Annotated in this window: 15 protein-coding genes; 4 read left to right on the top strand and 11 right to left on the bottom strand. The window is 69.1% G+C overall.

Translation table 11 applies throughout. The features are described 5' to 3' along the window. The first annotated feature begins 74 nt into the window (after window positions 1–74). Together H570_RS0106200 and pilH are read left to right on the top strand one after the other, a co-directional pair. Window positions 75–1,088: a YhdH/YhfP family quinone oxidoreductase gene (locus H570_RS0106200; RefSeq protein WP_027079984.1), complete on the top strand. Its 1,014-nt coding sequence runs from the start codon at window positions 75–77 to the stop codon at window positions 1,086–1,088. A gap of 62 nt (window positions 1,089–1,150) precedes the next feature. Further along, the gene (gene pilH, locus H570_RS0106195) at window positions 1,151–1,558 is read left to right on the top strand and encodes a twitching motility response regulator PilH (protein ID WP_027079983.1); all 408 of its coding nucleotides are present in this window, start codon (window positions 1,151–1,153) and stop codon (window positions 1,556–1,558) included. A gap of 163 nt (window positions 1,559–1,721) precedes the next feature. Here the strand turns inward: pilH and H570_RS0106190 are convergent, their stop codons facing one another. Then, the gene (locus tag H570_RS0106190) at window positions 1,722–2,639 is read right to left on the bottom strand and encodes a DnaJ C-terminal domain-containing protein (protein ID WP_027079982.1); all 918 of its coding nucleotides are present in this window, start codon (window positions 2,637–2,639) and stop codon (window positions 1,722–1,724) included. A gap of 89 nt (window positions 2,640–2,728) precedes the next feature. After that, a complete protein-coding gene (locus H570_RS0106185; protein ID WP_036135339.1) occupies window positions 2,729–3,136 on the bottom strand; it encodes an Hsp20/alpha crystallin family protein in 408 nt (135 codons plus the stop codon). Window positions 3,137–3,280: 144 nt separating this feature from the next. Between H570_RS0106185 and H570_RS0106180 the strand changes: the two genes are divergently transcribed. Continuing rightward, window positions 3,281–3,760 carry a peroxiredoxin gene (locus H570_RS0106180; RefSeq protein ID WP_027079980.1) on the top strand — a complete coding sequence of 160 codons (480 nt, stop codon included), beginning with the start codon at window positions 3,281–3,283 and terminating at the stop codon, window positions 3,758–3,760. 16 nt (window positions 3,761–3,776) lie between these two features. After that, entirely contained in the window at window positions 3,777–4,346 is a 570-nt protein-coding gene (locus tag H570_RS0106175) for a ferritin-like domain-containing protein (protein ID WP_027079979.1), read from the top strand. Between the two features lie 453 nt (window positions 4,347–4,799). On the opposite strand, the gene pbpC is transcribed toward H570_RS0106175, so the two are convergent. The 9 genes from pbpC to smc form a co-directional block, all read right to left on the bottom strand. Beyond that, on the bottom strand, window positions 4,800–7,223 hold the full coding sequence (gene pbpC / locus H570_RS0106170; protein ID WP_051176175.1) for a penicillin-binding protein 1C: 2,424 nt from the start codon (window positions 7,221–7,223) through the stop codon (window positions 4,800–4,802). Between the two features lie 111 nt (window positions 7,224–7,334). Further along, entirely contained in the window at window positions 7,335–12,275 is a 4,941-nt protein-coding gene (locus H570_RS0106165) for an alpha-2-macroglobulin family protein (protein ID WP_036135337.1), read from the bottom strand. A gap of 223 nt (window positions 12,276–12,498) precedes the next feature. Next, window positions 12,499–15,099: a DNA gyrase subunit A gene (gene gyrA, locus H570_RS0106160; RefSeq protein ID WP_027079976.1), complete on the bottom strand. Its 2,601-nt coding sequence runs from the start codon at window positions 15,097–15,099 to the stop codon at window positions 12,499–12,501. 343 nt (window positions 15,100–15,442) lie between these two features. Then, a complete protein-coding gene (gene mtnA, locus H570_RS0106155; protein WP_027079975.1) occupies window positions 15,443–16,516 on the bottom strand; it encodes an S-methyl-5-thioribose-1-phosphate isomerase in 1,074 nt (357 codons plus the stop codon). 44 nt (window positions 16,517–16,560) lie between these two features. Continuing rightward, the gene (locus H570_RS16635; RefSeq protein WP_245559550.1) at window positions 16,561–17,154 is read right to left on the bottom strand and encodes a DUF3011 domain-containing protein; all 594 of its coding nucleotides are present in this window, start codon (window positions 17,152–17,154) and stop codon (window positions 16,561–16,563) included. Between the two features lie 97 nt (window positions 17,155–17,251). Next, window positions 17,252–18,286 (bottom strand): EF-P lysine aminoacylase EpmA, encoded by a 1,035-nt coding sequence (gene epmA, locus H570_RS0106145; protein ID WP_051176173.1) that lies wholly within the window; start codon window positions 18,284–18,286, stop codon window positions 17,252–17,254. Between the two features lie 16 nt (window positions 18,287–18,302). Further along, window positions 18,303–20,651, bottom strand: a complete 2,349-nt coding sequence (ligA, locus tag H570_RS0106140; protein ID WP_027079973.1) for an NAD-dependent DNA ligase LigA — start codon at window positions 20,649–20,651, stop codon at window positions 18,303–18,305. 167 nt (window positions 20,652–20,818) lie between these two features. Further along, window positions 20,819–21,565 carry a cell division protein ZipA gene (zipA, locus tag H570_RS0106135; RefSeq protein ID WP_027079972.1) on the bottom strand — a complete coding sequence of 249 codons (747 nt, stop codon included), beginning with the start codon at window positions 21,563–21,565 and terminating at the stop codon, window positions 20,819–20,821. Window positions 21,566–21,578: 13 nt separating this feature from the next. Then, entirely contained in the window at window positions 21,579–25,097 is a 3,519-nt protein-coding gene (gene smc / locus H570_RS0106130) for a chromosome segregation protein SMC (protein ID WP_027079971.1), read from the bottom strand. Window positions 25,098–25,237 lie beyond the last annotated feature (140 nt).

Genomic DNA, 25,237 nt, shown 5'->3' with positions numbered 1-25,237 from the left:
CGCAGCCTGCAAAGTGGAAGGGCGCGAAGTTCGCGGGCATCATCCAGGCTCCCCCTCCACCACGCCGCTCCGTCATGATCCCCGACACCTTCAAGGCCTTCCGCATCCACAACGATGCTGCCGGGTACCACGCCGGCATCGAACGGGTGTCGCTCGACGACCTGGCGCCCGGCGAAATCGTCGTCAAGGTCGCGCATTCCTCGGTCAACTTCAAGGACGCACTGGCGGGCACCGGCAAGGGCAAGATCCTGCGCCGCTTTCCGCTGGTGGGCGGCATCGACGTGGCCGGCCACGTGGTGGCGTCGACCGATGCGACGTTCCGCGAGGGGGACGCGGTGCTGGTCACCGGTTCGGGCCTGGGCGAAACCCGGGACGGCGGCTATGCGCAGTACGCGCGGATTGAATCCCGCTGGGCGGTTGCGCTGCCCTCCGGGCTGAGCTTGCGCGAAAGCATGATCCTCGGCACCGCCGGGTTCACCGCCGCGCTGGCGCTGCTGCGGATGGAGGAAAACCGGCAGGCGCCGGCGCTCGGACCGCTGGCGGTCACCGGTGCCACCGGCGGCGTCGGCTCGCTGGCGGTCGACATCTTCAGCCGCGCCGGTTACGAGGTGCACGCGATCAGCGGCAAGCCCGAGCACGCCGGATACCTGAAGGCCATCGGCGCCAGCGAGATCCTCGGTCGCGATGCGCTGGCCACCGCCAGGCCGCTGGATTCCACGCGTTTCGGCGGCGGCCTGGACAACGTCGGCGGGCCGATGCTCGCCAGCCTGCTGGCGCAGACCGCGGCCTACGGCAACGTCGCCAGCGCCGGCCTGGCCGCCACCCATGACCTGCCCGCCACGGTGATGCCCTTCATTATCCGCGGCGTGTCGCTGCTGGGCGTGGCCTCGGCCGGCACCGCGCGCGACATCCGCGACGAAGTCTGGCGCCGGCTGGCCGGCGACTGGAAGCCGCGCCACCTCGACCGCATCTGCACGCGCGAAGCGACGCTGGAACAGCTGCCCGGCGTGTTCGACACCATGCTGGCCGGCGGTTCGATGGGGCGAACGCTGGTCAACCTTCGCGAAGCCGTCGCAGCAGGCGCGTGACCGGCCGGCTTGCGGCCACCACGGCCCCGGCTACAATCTCCACGCATCCAACGGGGAACATCATGGCGCGCATTCTGATCGTGGACGATTCGCCCTCGCAGCTGATGGGGATCAGGCGCATCGTCGAGAAGCTGGGCCACGAAGCGCTGACGGCCGAAGACGGCGCCGCCGGCGTCGAGGTCGCCAGGCGCGAACTGCCCGACCTGATCCTGATGGACGTGGTGATGCCGAACCTCAACGGCTTTCAGGCCACCCGCTCGATCACCCGCGACCCGAGCACGAAGCACATCCCGGTGGTGCTGGTGACCACCAAGGACCAGGACACCGATCGGGTCTGGGGCATGCGCCAGGGTGCGAAGGCCTACCTGACCAAGCCGTTCTCGGAATCGGAACTGGCGGAGACCATCATTGGCACGATCGGTGCCGGCTCGCCCGACAGTCCGCCCGAACCGCCGCTCACCGCCGCCTGACAAATCCTGGCGCGCGCGATGCGCCGGATACGGCGCCGCGCGGCTCTCCGATGCCCGCCCGGCCCCGGGCCTGCCGCGGGCCACTCGATGGGTCCCCACGGCTGCAGAACGCGTCCCCCTGCTTGCTGTCACAGGCGCCGGTTTTGCCACCGGCCGTGACCCCCTACTCCCTGCGCCAGTCGCCGGCGAAGGCATCCCGCAGGTTCTCGTAGGCCGCGCGCTGGGCGTCGCCATGGGGCGTCGGTGCCTGCACTTCCAGCTCGACGATCTGGTCGCCGGCCGCGGCGCCGGCGGCGCCGTTGGGCAACCCGCGGCCGCGCAGGCGCAGCTTGCGGCCGGCTTCGGAGTTGGCCGGGATCTTCAGTTCAACCTTGCCGCCCAGCGTCGGCACGCTGATCGTCGCACCGAGCGCCGCTTCCCACGGCGCGACCGGCAGCGTGTAGATGATGTTGCGGCCGTCGACCTCGAACTGCGGATGCGCGGCGTACTCGACCTCCAGCAACAGGTTGCCGCCACCGGTGCCCTGCCCGGCCAGCCGGATCGCCTGTCCCGGCTTGATGCCCTTGGGCACGCGTACCTCGAACGTCTTGCCGTTGAGCCCGACGCGGACGCTGTCGCCGCGATACACCGTCTCCAGCGACACCGCCAGGCGCGCGCGCAGGTCGGCGGGTCCCGGCCGGCCGCGCGCCTGCTGCTGTTGCGAATATCCACCGCCGGCCTGGCGCCGGAACAGGCTCTCGAAAAAGTCGCTGAAGCCGCCGCCCGCGCCGCCACCGGCAAAGACTTCGTCGAAGTCGAAATCCCCGCCTCCGCCGCCGTGCCCGTAACCGCCGGCCGGCGGCTGCACTTCGTCGCCGGGGCGATAGCCGCGCGCGCGCAGCTGGTCGTAGGCGGCGCGCTTCTGCGGATCGCGCAGCGCCTCGTAGGCTTCGTTGACCGCCTTGAAGTTCTCTTCGGCTCCGGATTCCTTGCTGACGTCGGGATGGTACTTGCGCGCCAGCCGCCGATACGCAGTCTTGATCTCGGCGTCGCCCGCACTCGGCTCCACCCCGAGGATGTCGTAATAGTCCTTGAACTGCATCGTGTTGGTATCCCCTGCGGAAGCGGCCCGCGACGTTGCCGCCGCGAGCCGGGATTATCCGCCTTCCGCCCACAACCGCGGTGAAAGGCCTATTGCATGGTCTCGGTGCCGACGCGGATCCGGCGCGGCGTGGTTTCCGGCTTCTTCGGGATGCTGACCTCGAGCACGCCGTTGCGGCCGCTGGCCACGATGCCGTCGGCGTCGGCGCTGTCGGGAAGCGCAAAGCGGCGGTGGAAGGTTCCGCTGCGACGCTCGACGAGCGTGTAATGAACGCCCTCTGCGGCGATGTCGGCCTTGCGCTCGCCCTGGATGGACAGGATGCCCTTGTCCATCTGCACTTCGATGTCCTGCGGGTCGATGCCCGGCAGGTCGGCCCGGATCACGAAACGGTCCGCTTCCTCGCGGATGTCGACCTGCGGTTGCCAAGGGGTGGCGGCATCGGCAATGGCGTTGCCCGGGCGCCTGGCGGGCCACTGGCGGTAATGGACGATGTTCATGCTGCGATTCCTCTGCATTGCTGGGGCGGCACCAGTCGCCGCGATGTCCACGACGTAGGTGCGCGCCGGCGGATTTCAAGCCCGCCTTGACGCCGTCTTTCCTCCCCGCGGCTAGACTGCGTTCACTTCAACAGGATCCCTCCCATGCCCATCCAGCCCGGCGACCCGATTCCAGAAGCAAGGCTCCAGCGCATCGACGAAGGCGTCGAGATCATCGATACCCCCACCCTGTTCGAAGGCAAGAAGGTGGTGCTGTTTGCCGTCCCCGGCGCGTTCACGCCCACCTGCTCGGAGAAACACCTGCCCGGCTTCATCCAGAACTTCGACGAGTTCCGCAAGCGCGGCATCGAAGTGCTGTGCATGTCGGTCAACGACCCGTTCGTGATGCAGGCCTGGGGGCAAAGCCAGCACGCGCCGGAAGGCCTGCTGATGCTGGCCGACGGCAACGGCGAATTCGCCCGTGCACTCGGGCTGGAGATGGACGCAAGCGCCTACGGCATGGGCATGCGCGCGAAGCGGTTCTCCCTGTACGCCGAGGACGGCGTCGTCCGCATCGTCAACGTCGAGGCACCGGGCGAGTTCCGCGTGTCGTCGGCCGAATACCTGCTCAACCAGATTTCCTGACCCGAGGAGCCATTCCATGGCCAAGCAAGCCGCCGACAAGACCGCCGCCAGCCCGGCCTCGCCGATCACCGCCACCGCCACCCTGCGCGCGCGGGCGCGCGAGAACATCGAAGACGGTGCGATCACCGACAGCTATGCCGCCGACCGCAAGATGGTGATCCGCCTGCTCAACGACGCGCTCGCCACCGAGTATGTCTGCGTGCTGCGCTACTACCGCCACTACTTCATGGCCAAGGGCATGCTGGCCGACTCGGTCAAGGCCGAGTTCCTCGAACATGCCCAGCAGGAGCAGGCGCATGCCGGCAAGCTGGCTGAACGCATCGTGCAGCTCGGCGGCGAACCCGACCTCAATCCCGACACGCTGACCGCGCGCTCCCACGCCGAATACAAGGAAGGCAAGGACTTGCGCGACATGGTCAAGGAGAACCTGATCGCCGAGCGCATCGCAATCGACAGCTACCGCGAGATGATCAACTACGTCGGCGACCGCGACACCACGACCAAGCGCATCCTCGAGGAAATCCTGACGCAGGAAGAGGAACATGCGGACGAGTTCTCCGACCTGCTCGACGGATGGGTGGGGTGAGCCAAGGCGACTGCGCGGCACTGCCGCGCGCCTTGGCGAACGCCCGGCCATGGATGGCCGGGCCGGACGATCCGAAGCCCGGATGTTTCGCCATGGACGGCCGCGATGTCTGATCGAGGAAACGGGCACTGCCGCGCGCCTTGGTGATCGCCCGGCCATGGACGGCCGGGCCGGGCGACCCGAAGCCCGGATGTTTCGCCACGGATGGCCGCAGTCAAATCAATCGAAACAACGAGATGCCCTGTCGGCGTCGGTTGCACGCGCAGTTGCCCGCCGCGCGCGCGCGGCCGCCTGCAAAGTCGGAGATCGCACGCTTTTCTTTTCGTAGGAGCGGCTTCAGCCGCGAGCTCTTCGCGCCATCGCCGAAAAGCCATCCGCTGCAGCGCGCCCACCTTCCCCGGTTCGAAAGCTCGCAGCTGAAGCCGCTCTTGCAAGGGCTTCTGCCGACGGTTTCTAGGGAGGAAGCACGCGGAACTGCAGGCTGGCCCACGCCCCGCTTTCCGCGAGCGCGGTCAACGTGTGCTCGCCGGCGTCGCCGAAATCATGCGCGAACGGCCGGGCGCCCTCGGACTCGCCGATCCGGCGCCCGTCCAGCAGCCACTGCACGCGCGAACCTGTCCCCAGCGCACGCAGCGACAGCCGCACCGCGTGCTGGCTGCCCGGCGCGCGCGCCAGCGTCGCGCGGTCGTTGATGCCCTCGATGCGCAGCTCCTCGGCCGCGCCACGCCCGTCCTGCATGCAGTCGGCGGCCAGCGGCGGCAGCCGTGACGCTCGCCGTTCCGCCGCCGACAGCCACGGCGACGCCAGCGCGGGCCAGCGCGCGATCTCGATGCTCCGTGTTTCGTGTGGCAACGAACAAGCCGCCGACACCCGCTCGCCGGTCTGCACGTCGACATCGAAGCGTTCGCGCCCGGCATTCCACAACCGCGCACCGCGCTCGGCGAAAGTCGTGGGCACGACGCCGTCCAGCGTCCACGCCTTCATCCGTCGCTGGCACAGCGCGGGCGGCTGCGCATCGGCCGCGATCCCGAGCGGCCAGCAGACCTCGGTTTCGGCGACGCTCGGCGGCGGCGGTCGCGACGCATTGTCGCCACGCGTGCGCGGAAGGCTGTCGATGACCTCGAACATCAGCGGCAGCGCCGTGACCGCGCCGTACTGTCCCGGCAGCGGCGTGCCGTCGGGCCGCCCCACCCAGACACCGACCGTATGGCGGCGCGTGCCGCCGATCGCCCATGCATCGCGGAAGCCGTAGCTGGTGCCGGTTTTCCAGGCAACCCGCGGCCGGCCGCGTCGATCGAACGTGTCCGCGCGCTCGCCGGGGCGCGGATTGGCTTCCAGCATCGTGCGCACGATCCACGCCGCGCCCGGCGACATCACGCGCCGGTCGATGCGTGGGTCGGAAGGCGTGTAGCGCACGCGCCCGGCAATGCCGTCGCGATTGAGCGCTGCGTAGGCGCCCACCAGGTCCTCCAGCCTTGCACCGGTTCCGCCGAGGATGATCGACAGGTTGGGCCTGGCCCCGCGCGGATACCTGAGCGAGATCCCGGCGTTGTCCAGGCGCGCGGAGAAGCGCGCAGGCCCGACGCGATCCAGCAGGTCGACCGCGGGGATGTTGAGCGACAGCCGCAGCGCCTCGGCCACGCCGACCGGTCCGTTGAATGCCGCGTCGAAGTTGCCCGGCCGGTAGCCGTCGAACGACTGCGGCGCGTCGACCAGCAGGCTTTCGGAATGGACCAGGCCGTCGTCCAGCGCCATGCCGTACAGGAACGGCTTGAGCGTGGAGCCGGGAGAACGCCATGCCTGCACCATGTCAACGTCGCCGAGCCTGTCCTTGTCGGCGAACGCAACCGAACCGACGTACGCACGCGCTTCCAGGGTGGCGTTGTCGACGACCAGCAGCGCCGCCGAGGTGCGCGGCGGAAGGTCGGAGAAGTAGGCCGTGACGCGCTCTTCAAGGGTGCGCTGCAGCGCGGCGTCGAGGGTCGAGCGGATGCGCGCCGATGCGGGGGTCTCGTTGCGCAATCGCTGCGCCAGCAGCGCCGCCGAGAGCGGCACCTGCAGGCTGCGCGAGACCACCGCCTCGATCTTCGCGTCACGGACCTGCGCCGGCGTCCAGACGCCGAGCTCGGCCATGCGGTCGAGCACCTTGTCGCGGGCCACGCGCGCGTCATCCGGATGCCGGTCCGGGCGCCAGCGGCTCGGCGCCTGCGGCAGCACCGTCAGTAACGCCGCCTCGGCGTGCGACAGGCGCGAGGCCGGTTTGCCGAGGTAGGCGCGGCTCGCGGTTTCCACGCCCTCGATGGTGCCGCCGAACGGCGCGCGTTCCAGGTACAGGGTCAGGATCTCGTCCTTGGACAGGTGCGCTTCAAGCTGCACGGCGCGCAGGATCTGCCTGAGCTTGACCCAGGGCGTGCGCGGGTGCCGGCCGTTGGCGGGCCGGTCGAGAATGCGCGCGACCTGCATGGTCAACGTCGACCCGCCTGACACGATGTGTCCGCGCAGCAGCCACTGCCGGGCGGCGCGCAGCAGCGACACCGGATTGACGCCGGGATGGCGCCAGAACCAGCGGTCCTCGTAGTTCAGCAGCACCTGCAGGTACAGCGGCGAGACCTGCTCCGGCGTGACCGGGTAGCGCCACACGCCGTCGGCATCGGCGAACGCGCGCAGCGGCGTGCCATCGCGCGCGACGACCAGCGTGCTGGTGTCGCGTTTTTCGGGCAGCGGCAGCGGGAAGGCGAAATCGAGGACCAGCAGCGACAGCAGCACCGCCACCGTGCCCCAGCGCAGCCACGGCAGGCAACGACGCCAGCCTTTGCTTCTCGCATCGGGAGAAGCTGGCGCGAAGCGTCGAGCGAGGGAAAGGACTTTCAGGGCCATGGAAGCTCTTCGATCCGCGAAGCCCCCGCCCTCATTCGCCCCCGGGCAAGGTGCAGCCCGGGGACGGTCGCTTCGGGCACCGTCTTCCGGGGGCAGGAGGAATCACGGACGTCACGGCTGCACCACCGTGATGTCCGCCGGCACCGACTTGCCCACCCCGCGCAGCTCGGGGCGATACATGTCCTCGACCAGCGGCGGCGGCACGGTGTACGTGCCCGGCGTGACCGCGCGCACGAGATAGAACACGCGCGCGGTGTTGCCCGCATCCAGTTTCAAGGCGGCCACGTAGCGGTCCTCGCGATATTCCTCGTGCACCACGTTCGCGGCACTGGCACGGTCGGTGATCTCGATGCCGTCGACCACCACGTCGGCCCACTGTTTCGCATCGCCGAGGTTGAAGTTCTCCACTTCGAGGCCCGCCGGCAGCAGGTCGGTGAGCAGCGCATCGGCCATGTCACGGTCTGCGGTCATGCTGACCGCGACGATCAGCGCTTCGCCCTCCTTCAGCGGGCCGGGCTTCCACGCCTTGCCGTCGGTGCCGTACCACTTGCGCTCGACCTTGATCTGGCTGAAGTCGGGCGCCGGCGCGGTGCGCGGCACGCCGGCGACTTCCAGGCTCGCATACAGCGGCGGCGTGCCCTCGGGATCGAAGCGCACGCCACGGGCCAGGGTGTCGTAATCGAACATGCGGCCGACGATCTTCGCAGCGCCCGCCGCGTCTTCCGTCTCGCCCACGTGCCAGGTGCCGGACACGCGCTTGTCCTGCCCGGCCATCAGCGACTTGCCCAGCCGCGCCAGCGCCACCTGCTCCTGGGTGCTCAGGTACAGCCAGCGGCTGTTGCGCCGCGCGTCCAGCTCGCGGCCCAGGTCGACCGCACGCGCGTCGTACGCCGGCTTGGCGTAACCGCGCTCATGGGTCAGCGCGATCATCAGCGCGATGTCGCGCAGCGGGCTGCCGTAATCGCCCAGGTAGCCGGGGCGGTCGCCCTTGAACGCGAAGCCCTCGGCAATCGCCTTCTCGCCGCGGGTCTTGTCGCCCTGCATCGCCAGCGCAAGCCCGAGGTGGACCAGCGGCAGCCCGGTCAGCGTCTTCTTGCGGTCGTTGTCGTACAGGGCGCGCAGCGTGCCGAGCGGTGCGCGGTTGACCCGCGCCAGCACGTAGCCGGCGTGCGCCTGGTAGGCGAACTTCAGGTGCGAGCGGTGGTCGCGGCCATAGAACTCGTTGCCGCCGGCCAGCAGGTCCTCGTTGAGCCGCTGCAGCGCCTTCTGCAGCACGTTGTCCGGCACCTGGAAGCCGCCTTCGCGGGCATCGAGCAGGAACTCGACGATGTACGGCGTCAGGTTGGGGCTGACGTAGCTGTCGTCACCCCACATCGAGAAATGCCCGGAGCTGACCTGCATCGAGGCCAGGCGGCCGAGCGCACCCTCCATCCGCGCACGGCGCTTCCCGGCGTCCAGTCCGGTGGCACCCAGCATCTTCGCCGTCTCCGGATCGAGCTCCAGTGCGGCGTAGCCCTTGCTGGCGGTCTGTTCGGCGCATCCATAGGGATAGTTCAATGCACCCTGCAGCGCGCTGGCGAACGGGATCGGCGGGATCGCGCTGACCGTCATCCGCGCGTTGACCGAACCGGGCATCAGGCCGCTGGCGAAGTCGGTGTCGAGCGACACCGCGGCCAGCTGGTCCAGCACCTGGGTCCGCGCGCGCAGCACGCTCGGCCAGGCCGGGCGCACCGGCAGGTCGTAGCGCCGGTCGACCTTGAAGCCGTTGCCCTCGACCCGCACGCGCACGTTGGCGGTGCTGTAGCCCTCCTTCGCGGTCAACGGGAAGCTCAGCGTCGACTTGCCCTCCACCGCGATCTTCGCGTCGCGCGCGTTGTCGCCGATCGATACCGGGCCGATGCCGTCCACGCGCACCTTGAAGTCGCCCGCCTTGCCGGTGAAGTTGGTCAGGTCGAGGGTGATCGTGCTGCTGTCGCCGGGCGCAAGCACGCGCGGCAGGCTGGCCTCGGCGACGATTGGCGCGCGCACCACGGTTTCGACGTCGCGGTTTCCGTAGCGGTCGGCCGAGAACACCAGCGCCGAGACCCGCAGGGTGCCGTTGAAGTCCGGCACCGGCAGGTCGATGCGCGCGTTGCCCCTGGCATCGAGCTTCACCGGGCCGGCGAACAGGTCCACCGTCTGCACGCGTGCCGTCGGCCGCCGCGCCTGCGGCAGTGCCGCCAGCGCCATGTCGCCGCCGAAGCGCAGCTTCGCCATTCCACCCTCGAAGCTCTCGATCACGCGGCCGTACAGGTCATAGGCGTCAACGCCCAGGCGCCGCTGCGCGAAGAAGTGCTTGTTGGCGTCGGGCACCGGGAAGCGGGTGATGTTGAGGATGCCGACGTCGACGGCGGACACCGTCGCGTAGGCCTGCTGCCCGGCGAGTTCGGGCACGCTCACGATCACCCGCATCGGCTGCTCCGGCCGCATCCGTTCCGGCGCCTTCAGCCCGACCGCGACGCGGCGCGCCTTGCGGTCCATCGGCACCCAGGCCACGCCGACCGCGCGCGCCGGCGTGATCTTGCTGGGCACGCTGCCGCCGCGGAACACCAGCGCGGTGACATAGACATCGTGCCGCTCCCAGTCCTTGGTCACCGGGATCGCGAACGTGCCGCCGCCGCCCTTGATGTCGCCGGCCTTGACTTCGATGTCCTGCACGTACAGCAGCTTGTCGCTTTCGACCAGCAGCACGCCCTTGCCGGCATGCGGCGGCGTGATCGTGACCTTGAGCGTGTCGCCGGCCTTGTAACCGGTCTTGTCCAGCGACAGCTTGACCTTGTCGGGGCGCGCGTCCAGCCCGCGGTTGTCGTCGTTCCAGCTCCAGCCGGCGCGGAACGGGTAGCGCATGGTCAGGCCGGTCGCAGGGTCAAGCACGTCGACGCGGTACTCGCCCCACTCCACCGGGAAGTCCAGGCGCACGGCGGTTGCCGCGGAATCGATCGTCTTGGTTTCGACGTTCTCGAAGCGGCGGGTGAAGTCATAGTCCCAGCCGTCGTCCTCGTCGTAGTTCCAGTGGTAGTCGCGGTGCTCGCGCACCAGCGTGACCTTCAGGCCCTTGCCCGGGCGCGGCTTGCCGTCGCTGCCCACGCGCACCAGTTCGAAGCCGGCATTGCCGTTGCTGTCGGCGCCGTCCTCGTCATTGAACAGCGGGCGCACGCCGACCAATGCCTCGGCCGGCCACATCACCCGCTTGAGCGAACGATTGACGCTGCGGCCGCCGGTTTCGTACAGGCTGCCCGAGACCACCACCGCCACCGGCGTGACCGGCTTGACCTCGTCGGGCAGCGGGATGTCCTGCGCGAGCCTGCCCCTGGCATCGAGCTTGGCGTCGATGACGTCCTTCGCTTCCCTCGGCAATTCGACCGTCGGGTCGCCGAAGAAGTAGCCGGGCAGCTGCTCGAGCGGGTGCTGCTCCACCGCCACCGCAAGCCTGGCGCTGAAGCGGTTGTCCGCGGCCGGCGCACCGTACAGGTAGGCGCCGGTGGCTTCCAGCCGGAACGGCTGGCCCGGCTTGAGGGCGGCGTCGGCGGTGGCCAGGTCGAGCTTCATCCGTTCGGGCAGGAATTCCTCGATCCGCAGCGTCATGCCCTCGACCGCTTCCGCGCTCGCGGGATCGGTGCGGAATTCCACCCGCCAGCGCCCGGTCGGCGCGTCCACCGGGATGGTTTTCTCGAACTTGAAGTAGCCCAGCTCGCCGGCCTCGATGCGGCTGTCGAGGAAGGTCTTTCCGTCAGGCTGCTTGAGCCGGACGAACAGGGGTTGCGCAGCCTTGCCCTTCGCCGCGACCGGCTTGCCGTCGTTGTCGCGGAACAGCGCCGACACGCGCACCGTCTCGCCGGGCCGGTACAGGTCGCGGCCGGACCAGGCGAACACGTCGAACCACGCGGACTCGCGGCCGGCGACCGCGAACTCGGAAAGGTCCAGCGCCGGCTGGTTGAACGGCAGCAGCGAGATGTCGCTGCCGCGCCGCGCGACCAGCACGTGGCCGGACTGCAGCTTGTAGTTCAGCAGCGCGTTGCCGTTGCCGTCGGTCTCGCCCTTGAGGAACGTATCGCCCTGCGGGTCGAGGATGCGCAGCTCGACGCCGCCGACCGAGCCGCCATCGCGCAGCGACGCGGTATGCACGTACAGCTTGTCCTTGTAGGCGCGCGCATGCAGGCCGATGTCGCTGACGGTGAAGAACGCGGTCTCGAACTGGTCCTGGAACTGGCCCGATCGCTTCATCACCGCGAAGTACAGGCCCGGCTCCTGTAGCTCCGGGATGTTCTGCACCGGCAGGTAGGTCAGCGCGCGTTCGTTGCGCTTGCCGCCGAGCACGAAGCGGTTCACGTAGACCGACCTGGCCAACTTCGACAGCGGCACGTGCCCGTTGTAGTCGCGCTCCAGTTCCCAGCTGCCGCGGCGCCCGCCGCGCTGGTATTCGCTGAAGAACTGCGCCAGCGACTTCTCTTCCACGCGGAGGAACTCGACGTCGACCTCGTCGACGTTGACCGACACCACCGGCAGCCCGCGCGACTCCTTCGCCGGCAGCACGCTGCCCTGCGAGGCGAAGCCCACGGCGGGATCGAGTTCGCCGGTGAACACCTTCTGCTCGATGTCCTTGCCGAGCTTGCTGCCGTCCGCGGCAGTGAGTGCGCCCGAGATGCGCAGCGTGTAGTTCTTGTTGGCCTCGACGAACGGGAACCGCAGGGTCTTGCCGTCGTCGGCGAGCGACCAGCTGCTCTTGTCGCCCACCGGCTCGGCGAACGTCAGCAGCTTGTCGAAATCCTGGGTGCCGACCAGCGGCTGCGAGAACTCCAGTGCGATGGCCAGCGAGTCGCGGCCCTGGTCCGGGTAGGCGCGCAGCAGCACGAAGCCCTCGACCTTGGCGCGCTCGGCCTTGACCGGCTCGCCGCTGACTTCCGGCAGCTGCCCGTGCGGGCTGCGCTTGCAGGCCACCAGCCCGATCGCAAGCATCAGCACGAAAATCCATTTTGCTACGGCCGCGGCCACCACCAAGTCGCGCTTGTGCATGTCAGGTCCATCTCCCGGGTTGTCCCGAGTATATGACGGACATTGCAGGTTTTTGGGGTCGCCACGCATGGTCGGCAGCCTTGGTAGGAGCGGCCCATGGCCGCGAGCTTTTCGTCAGGGCATCCACCGCAATACGAAAGCTCGCGGCCATGGGCCGCTCCTACGTGCTGTTCAATGAAAAGGCCCGGCGAACCGGGCTTTCCATTGCGTCGTGCGGGAGGGCTCAGCCCGCGGGTGGGGGCGTCTCCGTCTCCGGGGCGGCGACGTCCTCGATGACATCCGCGCCGTTCTCGTCGTCCAGCGAAGCATCGACGCGCTCGATCGCCTGCAGGCTTTCGTCGGCGGCCAGCCGGATCAGGGTCACGCCCTGGGTGTTGCGGCCGACCTGCGAGATTTCCGAGGCGCGGGTGCGCACCAGGGTGCCGCCGTCGGAAATCAGCAGCACTTCGTGGCTGTCCGACAGCTGGATCGCCCCGACCAGCTTGCCGTTGCGGGCTGTGGTCTGCAGCGCGATCACGCCCTGGGTGCCGCGGCCCTTGCGCGGGTACTCGGCCACGGGCGTGCGCTTGCCGTAGCCGCGTTCGCTGGCGGTGAGGATGTCGCCATCGCCGTCGACCACGATCAGGCTGCGCACTTCCTCGCCTTCGGCCAGCTTCATGCCGCGCACGCCGGTGGCGGTACGGCCCATCGGACGCACGGTGCTGCCGGCGAAGCGCACCGCCTTGCCGTTGCTGGCGAACAGCATGATGTCGCGATGGCCGTCCGACAGCTCGGCGTTGACCAGTGCGTCGCCGTCGGCGAGGTTGATCGCGATCTTGCCGCGCTGCAGGCGATAGGCGTACTCGGTCAGCGGTGTTTTCTTGACCGTGCCGCTGCGGGTGGCGAAGAACACGAACAGGTCCTCGCGGTATTCGCGCACCGGCAGCACTGCCTGCACCTGCTCGTCGGCCTCCAGCGGGATCCAGTTGATGATCGGGCGGCCGCGCGCGTGCGAACCGGCCTCCGGCAGCTGGTGCACCGGCAGCCAGAAGACGCGACCGGCGCTGGTGAACGTCAGCAGGGTGTCGTGGGTGTTGACCAGCCACAGCTGGTCGATGAAATCCTCTTCCTTGGTCGCCGCCGCGTTGCGGCCGCGGCCGCCGCGCTTTTGCGCGCGGTAGGCGCTGACCGGCTGGCGCTTCGCGTAGCCGGCGTGCGAAAGCGTGACCACCACGTCCTCGGGCGCAATCAGGTCGAGGATGTCGAGGTCTTCCTCGCTGGCGCGGATCTCGCTGCGGCGCGCGTCGCCGAACTCTTCCTTGACGTTGCGCAGCTCGGTGCGGATCACTTCCAGCAGCACGTCCGGATCCTCGAGGATCTCGATCAGGCCGCGGATGGTCTCCAGCAGCAGCCGGTATTCCTCGGTGAGCTTTTCCTGCTCCAGCCCGGTCAGGCGGTGCAGGCGCATCTCCAGGATCTGCTGGGCCTGGGTCTCGGTCAGCTGGTAGCCCGCGTCGAGCAGGCCCACGCCGGCGGGCAGGTCCTCGGGCCGCGACGCATCGCTGCCGGTGGCGGCAAGCAGCGCGCCCACCAGTCCTGGTTCCCAGGTGCGCGCCAGCATGCGTTCGCGCGCCTCGTTGGGATTGGCCGAGGTCTTGATCAGCTCGATCATCTCGTCGATGTTGGCCAGCGCGACGGTCAGGCCTTCGAGCACGTGGGCACGGGCGCGGGCCTTGCGCAGCTCGAAGATCGTCCGCCGGGTGACCACCGCGCGGCGATGGCGCACGAAGGCTTCGAGGATCTGCTTGAGGTCCAGCAACTGGGGGCGGCCGTCGACCAGCGCCACCATGTTGATGCCGAACACCGACTCCATCTGGGTCTGCTGGTAGAGGTTGTTGAGCACCACGTCGGCCGATTCGCCGCGCTTGACCTCGATGTAGATGCGCATGCCGTCCTTGTCGGACTCGTCGCGCAGCTCGCTGATGCCCTCGAGCTTCTTTTCCTTGACCAACTCGGCGATCTTCTCGATCAGCTTCGCCTTGTTGACCTGGTACGGGATCTCGGTGACCGCGATCGCCTCGCGGCCGTTGTCGGCGACCTCGATCTCCGCGCGCGCGCGCATGCGCACGCGGCCGCGGCCGGTGCGGTAGGCCAGGTGGATGCCGCCGACGCCGTTGATGATGCCGCCGGTGGGGAAATCCGGACCGGGGATGTATTCCATCAGCCCGTCGATGTCGATCGATGGATCGTTGATCAGCGCGATCAGCGCGTCGATCACCTCGGACATGTTGTGCGGCGGAATGTTGGTCGCCATGCCCACCGCGATGCCGGCCGAGCCGTTGACCAGCAGGTTCGGGAACCGTGTCGGCATGACCGTCGGCTCCAGCTCCTTCTCGTCGTAGTTGGGCTGGAAATCGACGGTTTCCTTGTCGATGTCGGCCATCAGCTCGTGCGTGAGCCGCGACATGCGCGCCTCGGTGTAGCGCATCGCAGCGGCCGAGTCGCCGTCCACCGAACCGAAGTTGCCCTGCCCGTCCACCAGCATGTAGCGCAGCGAGAACGGCTGTGCCATGCGCACCAGGGTGTCGTACACCGACTGGTCGCCGTGCGGGTGGTACTTGCCGATCACGTCACCGACGATGCGCGCCGACTTGTAGTACGGCTTGTTGCTGTGCGCGCCGAGTTCGTTCATGGCGTACAGCACGCGGCGATGGACTGGTTTCAGGCCGTCCCGGACGTCGGGGAGCGCTCGCCCCACGATCACGCTCATGGCGTAATCGAGGTAACTGCGGCGCATCTCGTCTTCGAGATTGACGGGGATGATTTCCTTGGCGAGCTCGGCCATTGCAACTCTTTTCGATGTGGATCGGGAGCGTGCCGTGCACCGCGCAAAACTGCTTCGCGCGAGCTTCAGCACAAGGGCGGAATTGTATCACGAAAGCGTCTTCCGATGGCAGCGGATTCCACGCGGAAACAAGCACTTGCGCGTACTTTCTGGGTTGGTCTGCGCCGGCGTGACATGGCGTCTCCCGCCGATGTGCCCGAACGCGTCCGGAGGCCAGACACGGCGTCCGCAGGAGCGCCCCATGGGCGCGATTGCGCGCCCGCGAGAGCGATCGCGCCCATGGAGCGCCCCTGCAGCGGCATGCAGGTCGGGAACTGCCCGGCGCGACGGGCAACGGCTGCGATCAGGCGTCCGCGAACAGCGCCCGCATCGACGCCTCGTCCGGATGCTCGACGATGCCCTTCTCGGTGACGATGGCGTCGATCAGCGCAGCCGGGGTGACGTCGAACACCGGGTTCCACGCGCTGATGCCTTCGGCGACGATGCGCTTGCCACCGACACCGAGCAGTTCGCCCGGGTCGCGCTCCTCGATCTCGATCAGGTCGCCGGAAGCGGTGTCCATGTCCACCGTCGACGACGGTGCCACCACCATGAACTTGCGGCCGTGGAAACGCGCGGCGATGGCGAGCTGGTAGGTGCCGATCTTGTTGGCGACGTCGCCGTTGGCGCAGATGCGGTCGGCGCCGACCACTACCCAGTCGACCTGCCCGCCCTGCATCAGGTGCGAGGCAGCCGCGTCCGCGATCAGGGTGGCGTCGATGCCGTCCTGCTGCAACTCCCACACCGTCAACCGCGAGCCCTGCATCCATGGCCGGGTCTCGCCGGCGAACACCTTGCCGATGCGGCCCTGCGCGACGCCGGCGCGGATCACGCCCAGCGCGGTGCCGAACCCCGCGGTGGCCAGCGAGCCGGTGTTGCAGTGGGTGAGTACGCCGCTGCCCGGCGCCATCAGGCTGGCGCCCAGTTCGCCCATGCGGCGGTTGGCCGCCAGGTCTTCGGCCTCGATCGCACGCGCCTCGCGTTCGAGCACGCCGCGCCAGTCGCTGCCGGCACCTGCGAGTGCGCGCCGCATCCGCGCCAGCGCCCAGGCCAGGTTCACCGCCGTCGGGCGCGCCGCGTTGAGGCGCTGCAATGCAGGCTCGATCAATGCCAAGGCCGAGCTGCCGTCTGCGGCATCGATGGCGCGCGCCGCGAGCACCGTGCCCCACGCCGCGGCGATGCCGATCGCGGGCGCGCCGCGCACGGCCAGCGCGTGGATGGCGGCTGCCACGTCGTTGCTGGTCGTGCATGCCACGTAGCCGACCGCGGCAGGCAGGCCCCTCTGGTCGAGCAGTTCGAGCGTCTCGCCCGTCCAGCGGATCGGGCGGATGCGGTCGTAGCGCGCGTAGTCGATGGGGGAAGCCGGGGTCTCGTGCATCGGGTCATTTTACCCGGCGCCGCGTCACCCGCGCCGCGCAGGAGTCAGCGCACGCGGAATTCCGCGCGGCAACCGCCGTCGACCCAGATGCCGCCACGGTCCCAGCCCCAGTTCTGGCGCTGCACGCAGCGCGTCTTCGACAGCTGGCGAACGATGTCCACGCCGCGGCGCACGGCCACGTTGCAGCGCTGCTGCCGCCCCTTCTGCGACTCGCACCGCACGAGCTGGCCGTACTGGTTGCCGGGGCGATCACCCGGGCCATAGCCACCACCCGCGCCGACGATGAACTCCGCGCGGCAGCCCTCGGACACCCAGATGCCGCGACGATCGTAGCCCCAGCTCCGCCCCTGCACGCAGGGGGCCTTCGAGAGCTGGCGACCGAGCCGCACGCCGCCGCGCGTGTCGGCGTCGCAATGGCGCGTGCGCCGGTCCTGGGATTCGCAGCGGATGTTGCTGCTGTAGCCGTCGCCCGGATAGGAGTTGCCCGGATAGCCGTTGCCCGGATACCCGTAATCCGGATAGCCGGAAGGGTTGCCGGGCGGATATCCGCCGTAACCGTCGCCCGGATATCCGTAGCCGACGCAGCCGGCAAGGCAGGCAGCTGCCAGGGCGATGACGAACCGAATGGCCATGTGCATGGACAAGCCCCCTCGTGGCGGATGGAGATGAATCTACAACCTTTGCGTGAACGGAAACGCAAAACCGCGGGCTGCGATGACAACGCCGGTTTTACGTTCAGGCACGCGTAAAGTCGAACGCGAGCACGTCGGCGATCGACGTCGTGCGCAACATGGCCATCAGCAGCCGGTCCACGCCCAAGGCAACGCCCGCGCACGCCGGCAGGCCATGCGCGAGCGCGGCGAGCAGGCGCGCATCGACCGCCGGCGCCGGGACGCCGCGGCTCCGGCGGACGGCGACATCGCGTTCGAAGCGCGAGCGTTGCTCGCTGGCGTCGAGCAATTCGTGGTAACCGTTGGCCAGCTCGAGCGGACCGAGGTAAAGCTCGAAGCGCTCGGCAACCGGCCAGTCGTCCCCGGCCTGCGCGGCAGCGGGCTCTCGGATGCGCGCGAGCGCGCACTGCGACGCCGGATAGTCGCGCACGACCAGAATCGCGTCGGCCGACAATGCGGGCTGGATGCGATGGGTCATCAGCAGGTCGAGCCAGTCGTCGCGCACCAGGCCGTCGGGATCGATGGCGATGTCGCCGAGCGCGCCGCACAGCGCGTCGCCGGGCGCGGTCATCGGATCGATGCCGAGTTCGCGCAGGTAAAGTTCGCGATAGGTCACGGACTCGACGCTCGCATCGCGCCCCACCAGCGCCAGTGCCATGCGTACGAGCTCCACGGTTTCGGCCGCGAGTTGCACGTGGTCGATGCCGAGCCGGTACCACTCGAGCATGGTGAACTCGGGGTTGTGGCGTCCGCCGGCTTCGCCGTCGCGGAACACGCGGCCCAGTTCGTAGCAGTCACCAGCGCCTGCGCAGAGCAGGCGCTTGAGCGGGTGCTCGGGCGAGGTCCGCAGCCAGCGCGTGCGCGGCGCGCCGTCCGTGCGGCCGGAGAACTCCAGCGAAAACGAGGCGATGTTGGGCTCGGTGTTGCCGGCCCGCGACAGGATCGGCGTCTCGACCTCGAGCACGCCGCGCTGCGCGAAGAAATCGCGGACCGCGGCGTTGAGTCGCGCGCGCAGGTGCAGGGCGTCGAAGGATGCCGAAGGCCGCCAGGTACTCACGAGGTGGGCCCGGAGCCGCGGCGGAACCGGCCTTCCCGGCATCGACCACTAGGCGCGCTCATCCGTGCTCCGCGAGGAACGCCAGCAGCCGGGCCTCGTCCCAGACTTCGATGCCGAGTTCTTCGGCCTTGGCGAGCTTGGATCCGGCCGATTCGCCGGCGACGACGAACGAGGTCTTCTTCGAAACGCTGCCCGCGGCCTTCGCGCCCAGCGCTTCGAGCTTCTCCTTGGCCTCGTCGCGTCCCATCGAGGCCAGGGTTCCGGTGAGGACCACGGTCTTGCCTTCCAGCGGACCGGCTGCTGCGGCGTCGTGCGATGGCAGCAGCGCACGCAGCTGCGCCTGCGCCCGCGCGCTGCGCAGCAGCAGGCCGGCGTTGGCGGCATCGCTGCGCCATTGCACGAATGCATCGACGGTATCGCCCGGCAGGCCGGCGATGACAAGGTTGTGCGCAGGCGCATCCAGCAGTGCCTGTGCATCGGCGAAAGCGGTGGCCAGCTGTGCCGCGCGCACCGGCGTGACCTTCGGGATCTCGAGGTCCACCAGCAGCGTGCCCAGGTCCAGCGACTCGCCCAGCTTCGGGCTCGGCGCGTGCCCGTCGCCGATGCGCACGCCGCGTTCGAGCAACTGGTCGATCACCTGCTGGTTGCCGGGCTGGTCGAGGAAATGGCCCAGCGCACGCGCCACTTCGCCGCCAATGTCCGGCACCCGCTTGAACAGCGGCCACGGCAAGTGGCGGATGAGGTCGAGATCGCCGAACCACTGCGCCAGCGTCTTGGCCGTGCTCTCGCCGACGTGCTCGATGCCCAGCGCGTAGAGGAAGCGCGCCAGGGTGGTGTCGCGGCTGCGGTCGATCGCCTCGATCAGGTTCTCGGCCCACCGGGTTGCCACCTTGCCGGTTTTCACGGTTTCAGGGGTGGTGCCGTCGCGCTCGTCGGCGCGCCGCTTCATCTCCAGCAGGTCGTCGAGCTGCAGCCGGTAGAGGCCGGCGACCGAATCGAGGTAGCCGAATTCGCCCAGCGCCTCGATGTAACGCTCACCGAGCCCATCCACGTCCATCGCACGGCGGCTGGCGAAGTGGAAGACCGACTGCGTGCGCTGCGCCGCGCATGACAGTTCACCGGTGCAGCGCGAAACCGACTCGCCCTCTTCGCGCACGATCTCGGAGCCGCAGATCGGGCAATGCGCGGGCATCTCCCAAGGCTGCGTGCCCTCGGGCCGCAGTTCGGGAACCACCCGCACGACTTCCGGGATCACATCGCCGGCGCGGCGGACGATCACGGTGTCGCCGACGCGCACGTCCAGGCGCGCGACCTGGTCGGCGTTGTGCAGCGTGGCATTGGTGACGGTGACGCCGCCGACGAATACCGGTGCCAGCTTCGCAGCAGGCGTGGCCGCGCCGGTCCGGCCGATGTTGATGATGATGTCCTCGACGGTGGTCGTCTGTTCCTGCGCCGGGAACTTGTGCGCGATCGCCCAGCGCGGCGTGCGGCCGACGAAGCCCAGTTCGCGCTGCGCGGACAGATCGTCGACCTTGTAGACCACGCCGTCGATGTCGAACGGCAATGCATCGCGCTGCGCGCCGATCCTGGCGTAGTAGGCAAGGCAGCCCTCCGCGCCGTGCGCGGTCGCGACCAGGGAACTGACCGGGAATCCCCACTCCCGCAGCCTTGCCAGCACCTCCGAATGCCGGCCGGGCATCGCCGCGCCTTCGACCACGCCAAGCGCATAGGCGTAGAACGCCAGCGGCCGCTGCGCGCTGATGCGCGGATCGAGCTGGCGCAGGCTGCCGGCGGCGGCGTTGCGCGGGTTGACCAGCGGCTTGACCTTGCCCTCCGAAGCACGCGCCTTCTCGTTGTATGCCTCGAAACCCGCGCGCGGCATGTAGACCTCGCCGCGCACTTCCAGCACCCGCGGCCAGCCCTTGCCGCGCAGCTTCAGCGGGATGGCGCGAATGGTGCGCAGGTTGGCGGTGACGTCTTCGCCGGTTTCGCCGTCGCCGCGGGTCGCGCCCTGCACGAAGACGCCCTGCTCGTAGCGCAGGCTGATCGCCAGTCCGTCGAACTTCGGTTCCACCGAGAACACCGGGTCAACGATGTCCAGGCGCTGCTCGATCCTGCGCTCGAAGTCCGCGACCTCCGCGTCGCTGAAGGCGTTGGCCAGCGACAGCATGCGTTCGGCGTGCCGCACCGGCGCGAACGCGCCCGAGGGCGTCGCACCAACGCGCTGCGTGGGCGAATCGGGCGCCACCAGTTCCGGGTGCGCTGCCTCGAGCGCTTCGAGTTCGCGCATCAGGCGGTCGTACTCGACATCGGCGATGTCGGGATCGTCGAGCACGTGGTACCGATAGTTGGCGTCATCGATCAGGCGACGCAGTTCGGCGGCACGGGTGGCGGCTTTGGCGTGCATCACGGAATTCTATGGCACCTGTGCCCGACACCCGTAGGAGCGGCTTCAGCCGCGAGTTTTCCTGCCAGCCCATGAAGGCTCAGGAACCCCAATCTTCGCGGGGGGTGACGCGCGGGCTGCGGGGGCGACGGAAGCCGCTCCTGCGAGTCCAGCGGGGGTTGCGCGCGTTACCAGCGTGGGCTGCGCGTGATCGGCGGCGCTTCGTGCTGGCGGTCGTAGGTGCGCAGCTCCTCGCGCAGGTGGGAGATGCGCTGGCGGCCCAGGGCATTGCGCGATTCGTCCAGCACCACGCCGTCGAGCAGCTCGGCCATGCGCCGGGCGGTGGGTTCCATCGCCTCCCAGGCGTCGAGCGCGTTGACCGGCGCGGGCAGGGTCAGGAAGAAGGCGATCGCCGGGGTTTCCAGCGACTGGATGTGGGCCATGTCAAAGCTGCCCGGCTTCATGATGTTGGCCACGCTGAAGATCGGGCCGCGCTCGGGATGCGTTTCGACAAGGCGGTGGAACACGTTCATGTGGCCGTAGGTCAGGCCGGCCTTTTCGGCGGCGACCACGATGTCCGGACCGCGCAGCACGTTGCCGGCCTTGGCGGCGATGTACAGGGTCACGATCTTGTCGAAGTCGTCGTTCTCGCGCTTGCCGACCTCGCTGGCGGCCATCGCCGCGGTGCTGCCCACGGCGCGGTCGAGCAGTTCCATCTCCGCCTGCACCACGGCGTCGCTGCCGGTCTCCGGCGCTTCGGCCAGTTCGCTTTCGATCTGTGCGCCGAGCGTGGGCTCGGTGCGGCCACCGCGTTCTTCCGGCTTGAGCCGGCGGCCCTGGTCCTTGCGGCGCGGACGCCCGAAGAAGTAGATCGCGGCGATCAGGACCACGCCGGCGACGAGGATCCCGGTACGCAGCAGCCAGGCGTCGGACATTGTGCGGTTCTCCTTAGGCAGCGCCGGCCAGGCGTGCGGCTTCGGCGAGGTCGACGGATACCAGGCGGCTGACGCCCGGCTCGCGCATGGTAACGCCGGACAGCTGCTGCGCGGCCTCCATCGTCGCCTTGTTGTGGGTGACGAACAGGAACTGCACGTGCTCGCTCATCTCCGACACCATCGCAGTGAAACGGCCGACGTTGGCTTCGTCGAGCGGCGCGTCCACCTCGTCGAGCAGGCAGAACGGCGCCGGGTTGAGGCGGAAGATCGCGAACACCAGCGCCACCGCGGTCATCGCCTTCTCGCCGCCGGACAGCAGGGTGATGTTGGACACGCGCTTGCCGGGCGGGCGCGCCATGATCGCCACGCCGGTATCGAGCAGGTCCTCGCCGGTGAGCTCGAGGTAGGCATGGCCGCCGCCGAACAGCCGCGGATACAGCTCCTGCACGCCGGAGTTGACCCGGTCGAACGTGTCCTTGAAGCGACCGCGGGTCTCGCGGTCGATCTTGCGGATCGCGTCTTCCAGCGTTTCCAGCGCGGTGGTGAGGTCGGTGTCCTGCGCGTCGAGGTACTCCTTGCGCTGCGCGGCCTCCGCGTGTTCGGCGATCGCGGCAAGGTTGACCGGCTCCAGCCGCCGCAGCCTGGCGTCGAAATCGGTGACCATCTTTTCCCAGGCCGACGCTTCGGCCTCGGCGGCCAGGCCGGCGACCACGTCGTCGAGCACGAAGCCCGCTTCGGCCACCGCCGACGACAGCTGCTCGGCATGGATCACCAGCGCCTGCTGGTCGAGCTTGCGCTGCGAGATCGCCTCGCGCTGGGCCAGCGACTGTTCGTCGCGCTGGTGGCGGGTCTGTTCGAATTCGCGCAGCTCGTTGTCGATGCCTTCGAGCGCGGCGCGCGCCGAGGCCAGCGCCCTTTCGGCGGTGACACGCTGTTCGAGGACCACCTGGCGCTGGCGTTCCAGCGCCTCGGCCGGGTCTTCCTCGCCAGATGCCAGCTGCGTGGCCAGTTCGCCCAGCCGGTTGTCGAGCTGGCCGCGCTGGCTGCCCATGCGCGCGAGCGACTGCGTCAGCGCGTTGACCTGGGTGCGCTGCGATTCCAGCGTCAGCGCCAGCGCATGCGCGGTTTCGCGCGATTCACGGGCGACGGCGCGCGCCTGGTCGCGGGCATCGACGAGGCTGCGGCGTTCGGATTCCAGCGCCTGACGCGCGCCTTCCAGCTCGGCCATGCGCGACACCGCGTCCTCGAGCCGGGTGCGCGCCTCGCGCGACTGCTCGCGGCTGGTGTCGAGCGTCTCGACCAGCTGCTCGACCTCGGCGTCGATCCGGGCGATGCGGTTGCGCGCGGATTCGAGCCGGCCCTGCTGGCTCTGCAGCTGGCCGGCGAGTTCGGACACGCTGCGGTGGGCCATGTACAGCCCGCGCTGCGCGTCCTCGCGCTGTTGTTCGGCAGCCAGCAGGCGGTCGCGCCAGGCAGCGATGCCGCGTTCGAGCTCGTGCTCGCGCTCCTGCAGCGTTTCGATCTCGACCCGCAGCGACTGGATCTCGCGTTCGCGCAGCAGCGCGCCCTGCTTCGCCGCGCCCGAGCGCAGCACCCGCACCCAGCCGGCGCCGAGGCGCTCGCCGTGGCGGGTGATGACGGAATGATCGGCATGTCCGCCCTCGCCCAGCCGCGCCTGCAGCGTGCGCGCCTCATCCAGCGTCTCGGCCACGTGCAGGCGCGCCAGCAGTTGGCGGATCGCCAGCGGACCCTGCACCTTCGCGGCCAGCGAGGTCGATGCGAAATCGGCATTGCCGCCTGCCGACGACACCAGCGCCAGCCGGCCTTCGCCGAGGTCGCCCAGCGCCTCGACCAGCGCCTCGGGGCTGTCGACCAGCACGCCTTCGATCAGTTGCCCGAGCGCGCCTTCGACTGCGTTCTCCCAGCCCGCTTCCACCTGCAGGCGCTCGCCCACGCGCGCGGCGGAGTCCAGGCCGTGCTGGCGCAGCCATTCGACCGCGGCGCCCTGCTCCTGGCCCAGCGCGGCGTGCTGCAGGGTTTCCAGCGACGACAGCCGGCCGCGCTTTTCCTGCGCCTGCTTGCGCACCTCGGCCAGCTCGGTCTGCGCGGTGCGCTGCTGGTCCTGCAGTTCGGTGACCGCCTGCTTGCGCTGTTCCAGTTCGCTGCCGAGGGTGTCAAGCGAGGCCTTCTGTTCCTCGTGCTGCGCCTCGATGCCGGCGAAGGCTTCGGCCAGCGCGGCCAAGTCGAGCGCGGCGCGCTCGCTGGCCATCTGTTCGCGGCGGCGATCGGCTTCGAACGCCTGCCGGTCGAGGTAATCGACGCGGGTGCGCTCGACGTCGCCGGCGCGCGCGGCCTCGGCCTGCTCGCGGGCGTGGGCGTCGTGGCGCTGCTGCCAGTCGGCCAGCGCGGTCTCGGCGTCGCGCAGGGCGTCCTGGCGCACGCTGTCCTCCTCGCGCAGCTGCTCGAGCTGCGGCTGCGCATCGGCGATCGCTTCCTGCAGCACCTGCAGCCGCGATTCGTCGCCCTGGATGTGCTCGCCGATCTCGGCCAGCGCGGCCTGCGCTTCGTCTCGGGCACGCTGCAGGCGCTGGGCCATTTCGCGCTGGTGCGCGATCTGCTGTTCGATCCGGGCCAGGTTGCCACCCACTTCGTAGCCCTCGGCCTGCGCCTTGTTCAGCGCCTCCATGGCTTCCTCGCGGCGCACGCGGCCGGTCTCGATCTCGCGCTCGGCCTCGCGCTGTTCGGCGATCAGCTGCTGCAACCGCGTTTCTTCCTGTGACAGCCCCTCACGCAGCGCGGCAAGCTGCGCATCGAGGCCGCGGTACTCGAGCGCCTTCCATTCGGCATCGCGGATCTTCCGCTCGGCCTGGATCTGCGTGTACTGCTCGGCCTGTTTCGCCTGCCGGGCCAGGTGCTGCAACTGCTTGCCGACCTCGTCGCGCAGGTCGGTCAGGCGCTCGAGGTTCTCGCGGGTGTGGCGGATGCGGGTCTCGGTTTCCTTGCGACGCTCCTTGTACTTGGAGATGCCGGCGGCCTCTTCCAGATATACGCGCAGGTCTTCGGGCCGGGCCTCGATGATCTGGCTGATCATGCCCTGCTCGATGATCGAGTAGCTGCGCGGGCCAAGGCCGGTGCCGAGGAACAGGTCGGTGATGTCGCGGCGACGGCACTTGCCGCCGTTGAGGTAGTAGTTGCTCTGCCCGTCGCGCGAGACCGAGCGCTTGACCGATATCTCGTTGAACGCCCCGTACTCGCCGCCGATGGCGTGGTCTGAGTTGTCGAAGATCAGCTCCACCGTGGCCTGCGACACCGGTTTGCGCGCGGCGGAGCCGGAAAAGATCACGTCGGTCAGCGAATCGCCGCGCAGGCGGCTGGCCGAGCTTTCGCCCATCACCCAGCGCACCGCGTCGATGATGTTGGACTTGCCGCAGCCGTTCGGTCCGACCACGCCGGTCATGTTGGTCGGCAGGTGCAGCGTGGTGGGATCGACGAAGGATTTGAAGCCGGACAGCTTGATCGTGGACAGGCGCATGCGGCGTTTGCTTGCCTCGGCGGCTCCGGGCAGGCCCGATGCCGCATTCTAGGTGAGAGACGGGATGTAGTTGTGCCGCCAACTCATTGATTGAACTGGCAACATTGCGATCCGTAGACTGCAATCACAGGTGAGTATAA

This window comes from Luteimonas mephitis DSM 12574, assembly GCF_000422305.1.
In the GTDB taxonomy this organism is placed as follows: Bacteria; Pseudomonadota; Gammaproteobacteria; order Xanthomonadales; family Xanthomonadaceae; genus Luteimonas; species Luteimonas mephitis.
The sequence above is the reverse complement of the archived record's forward strand: the minus strand, read 5'-3'. Positions and strand labels throughout refer to the sequence as shown.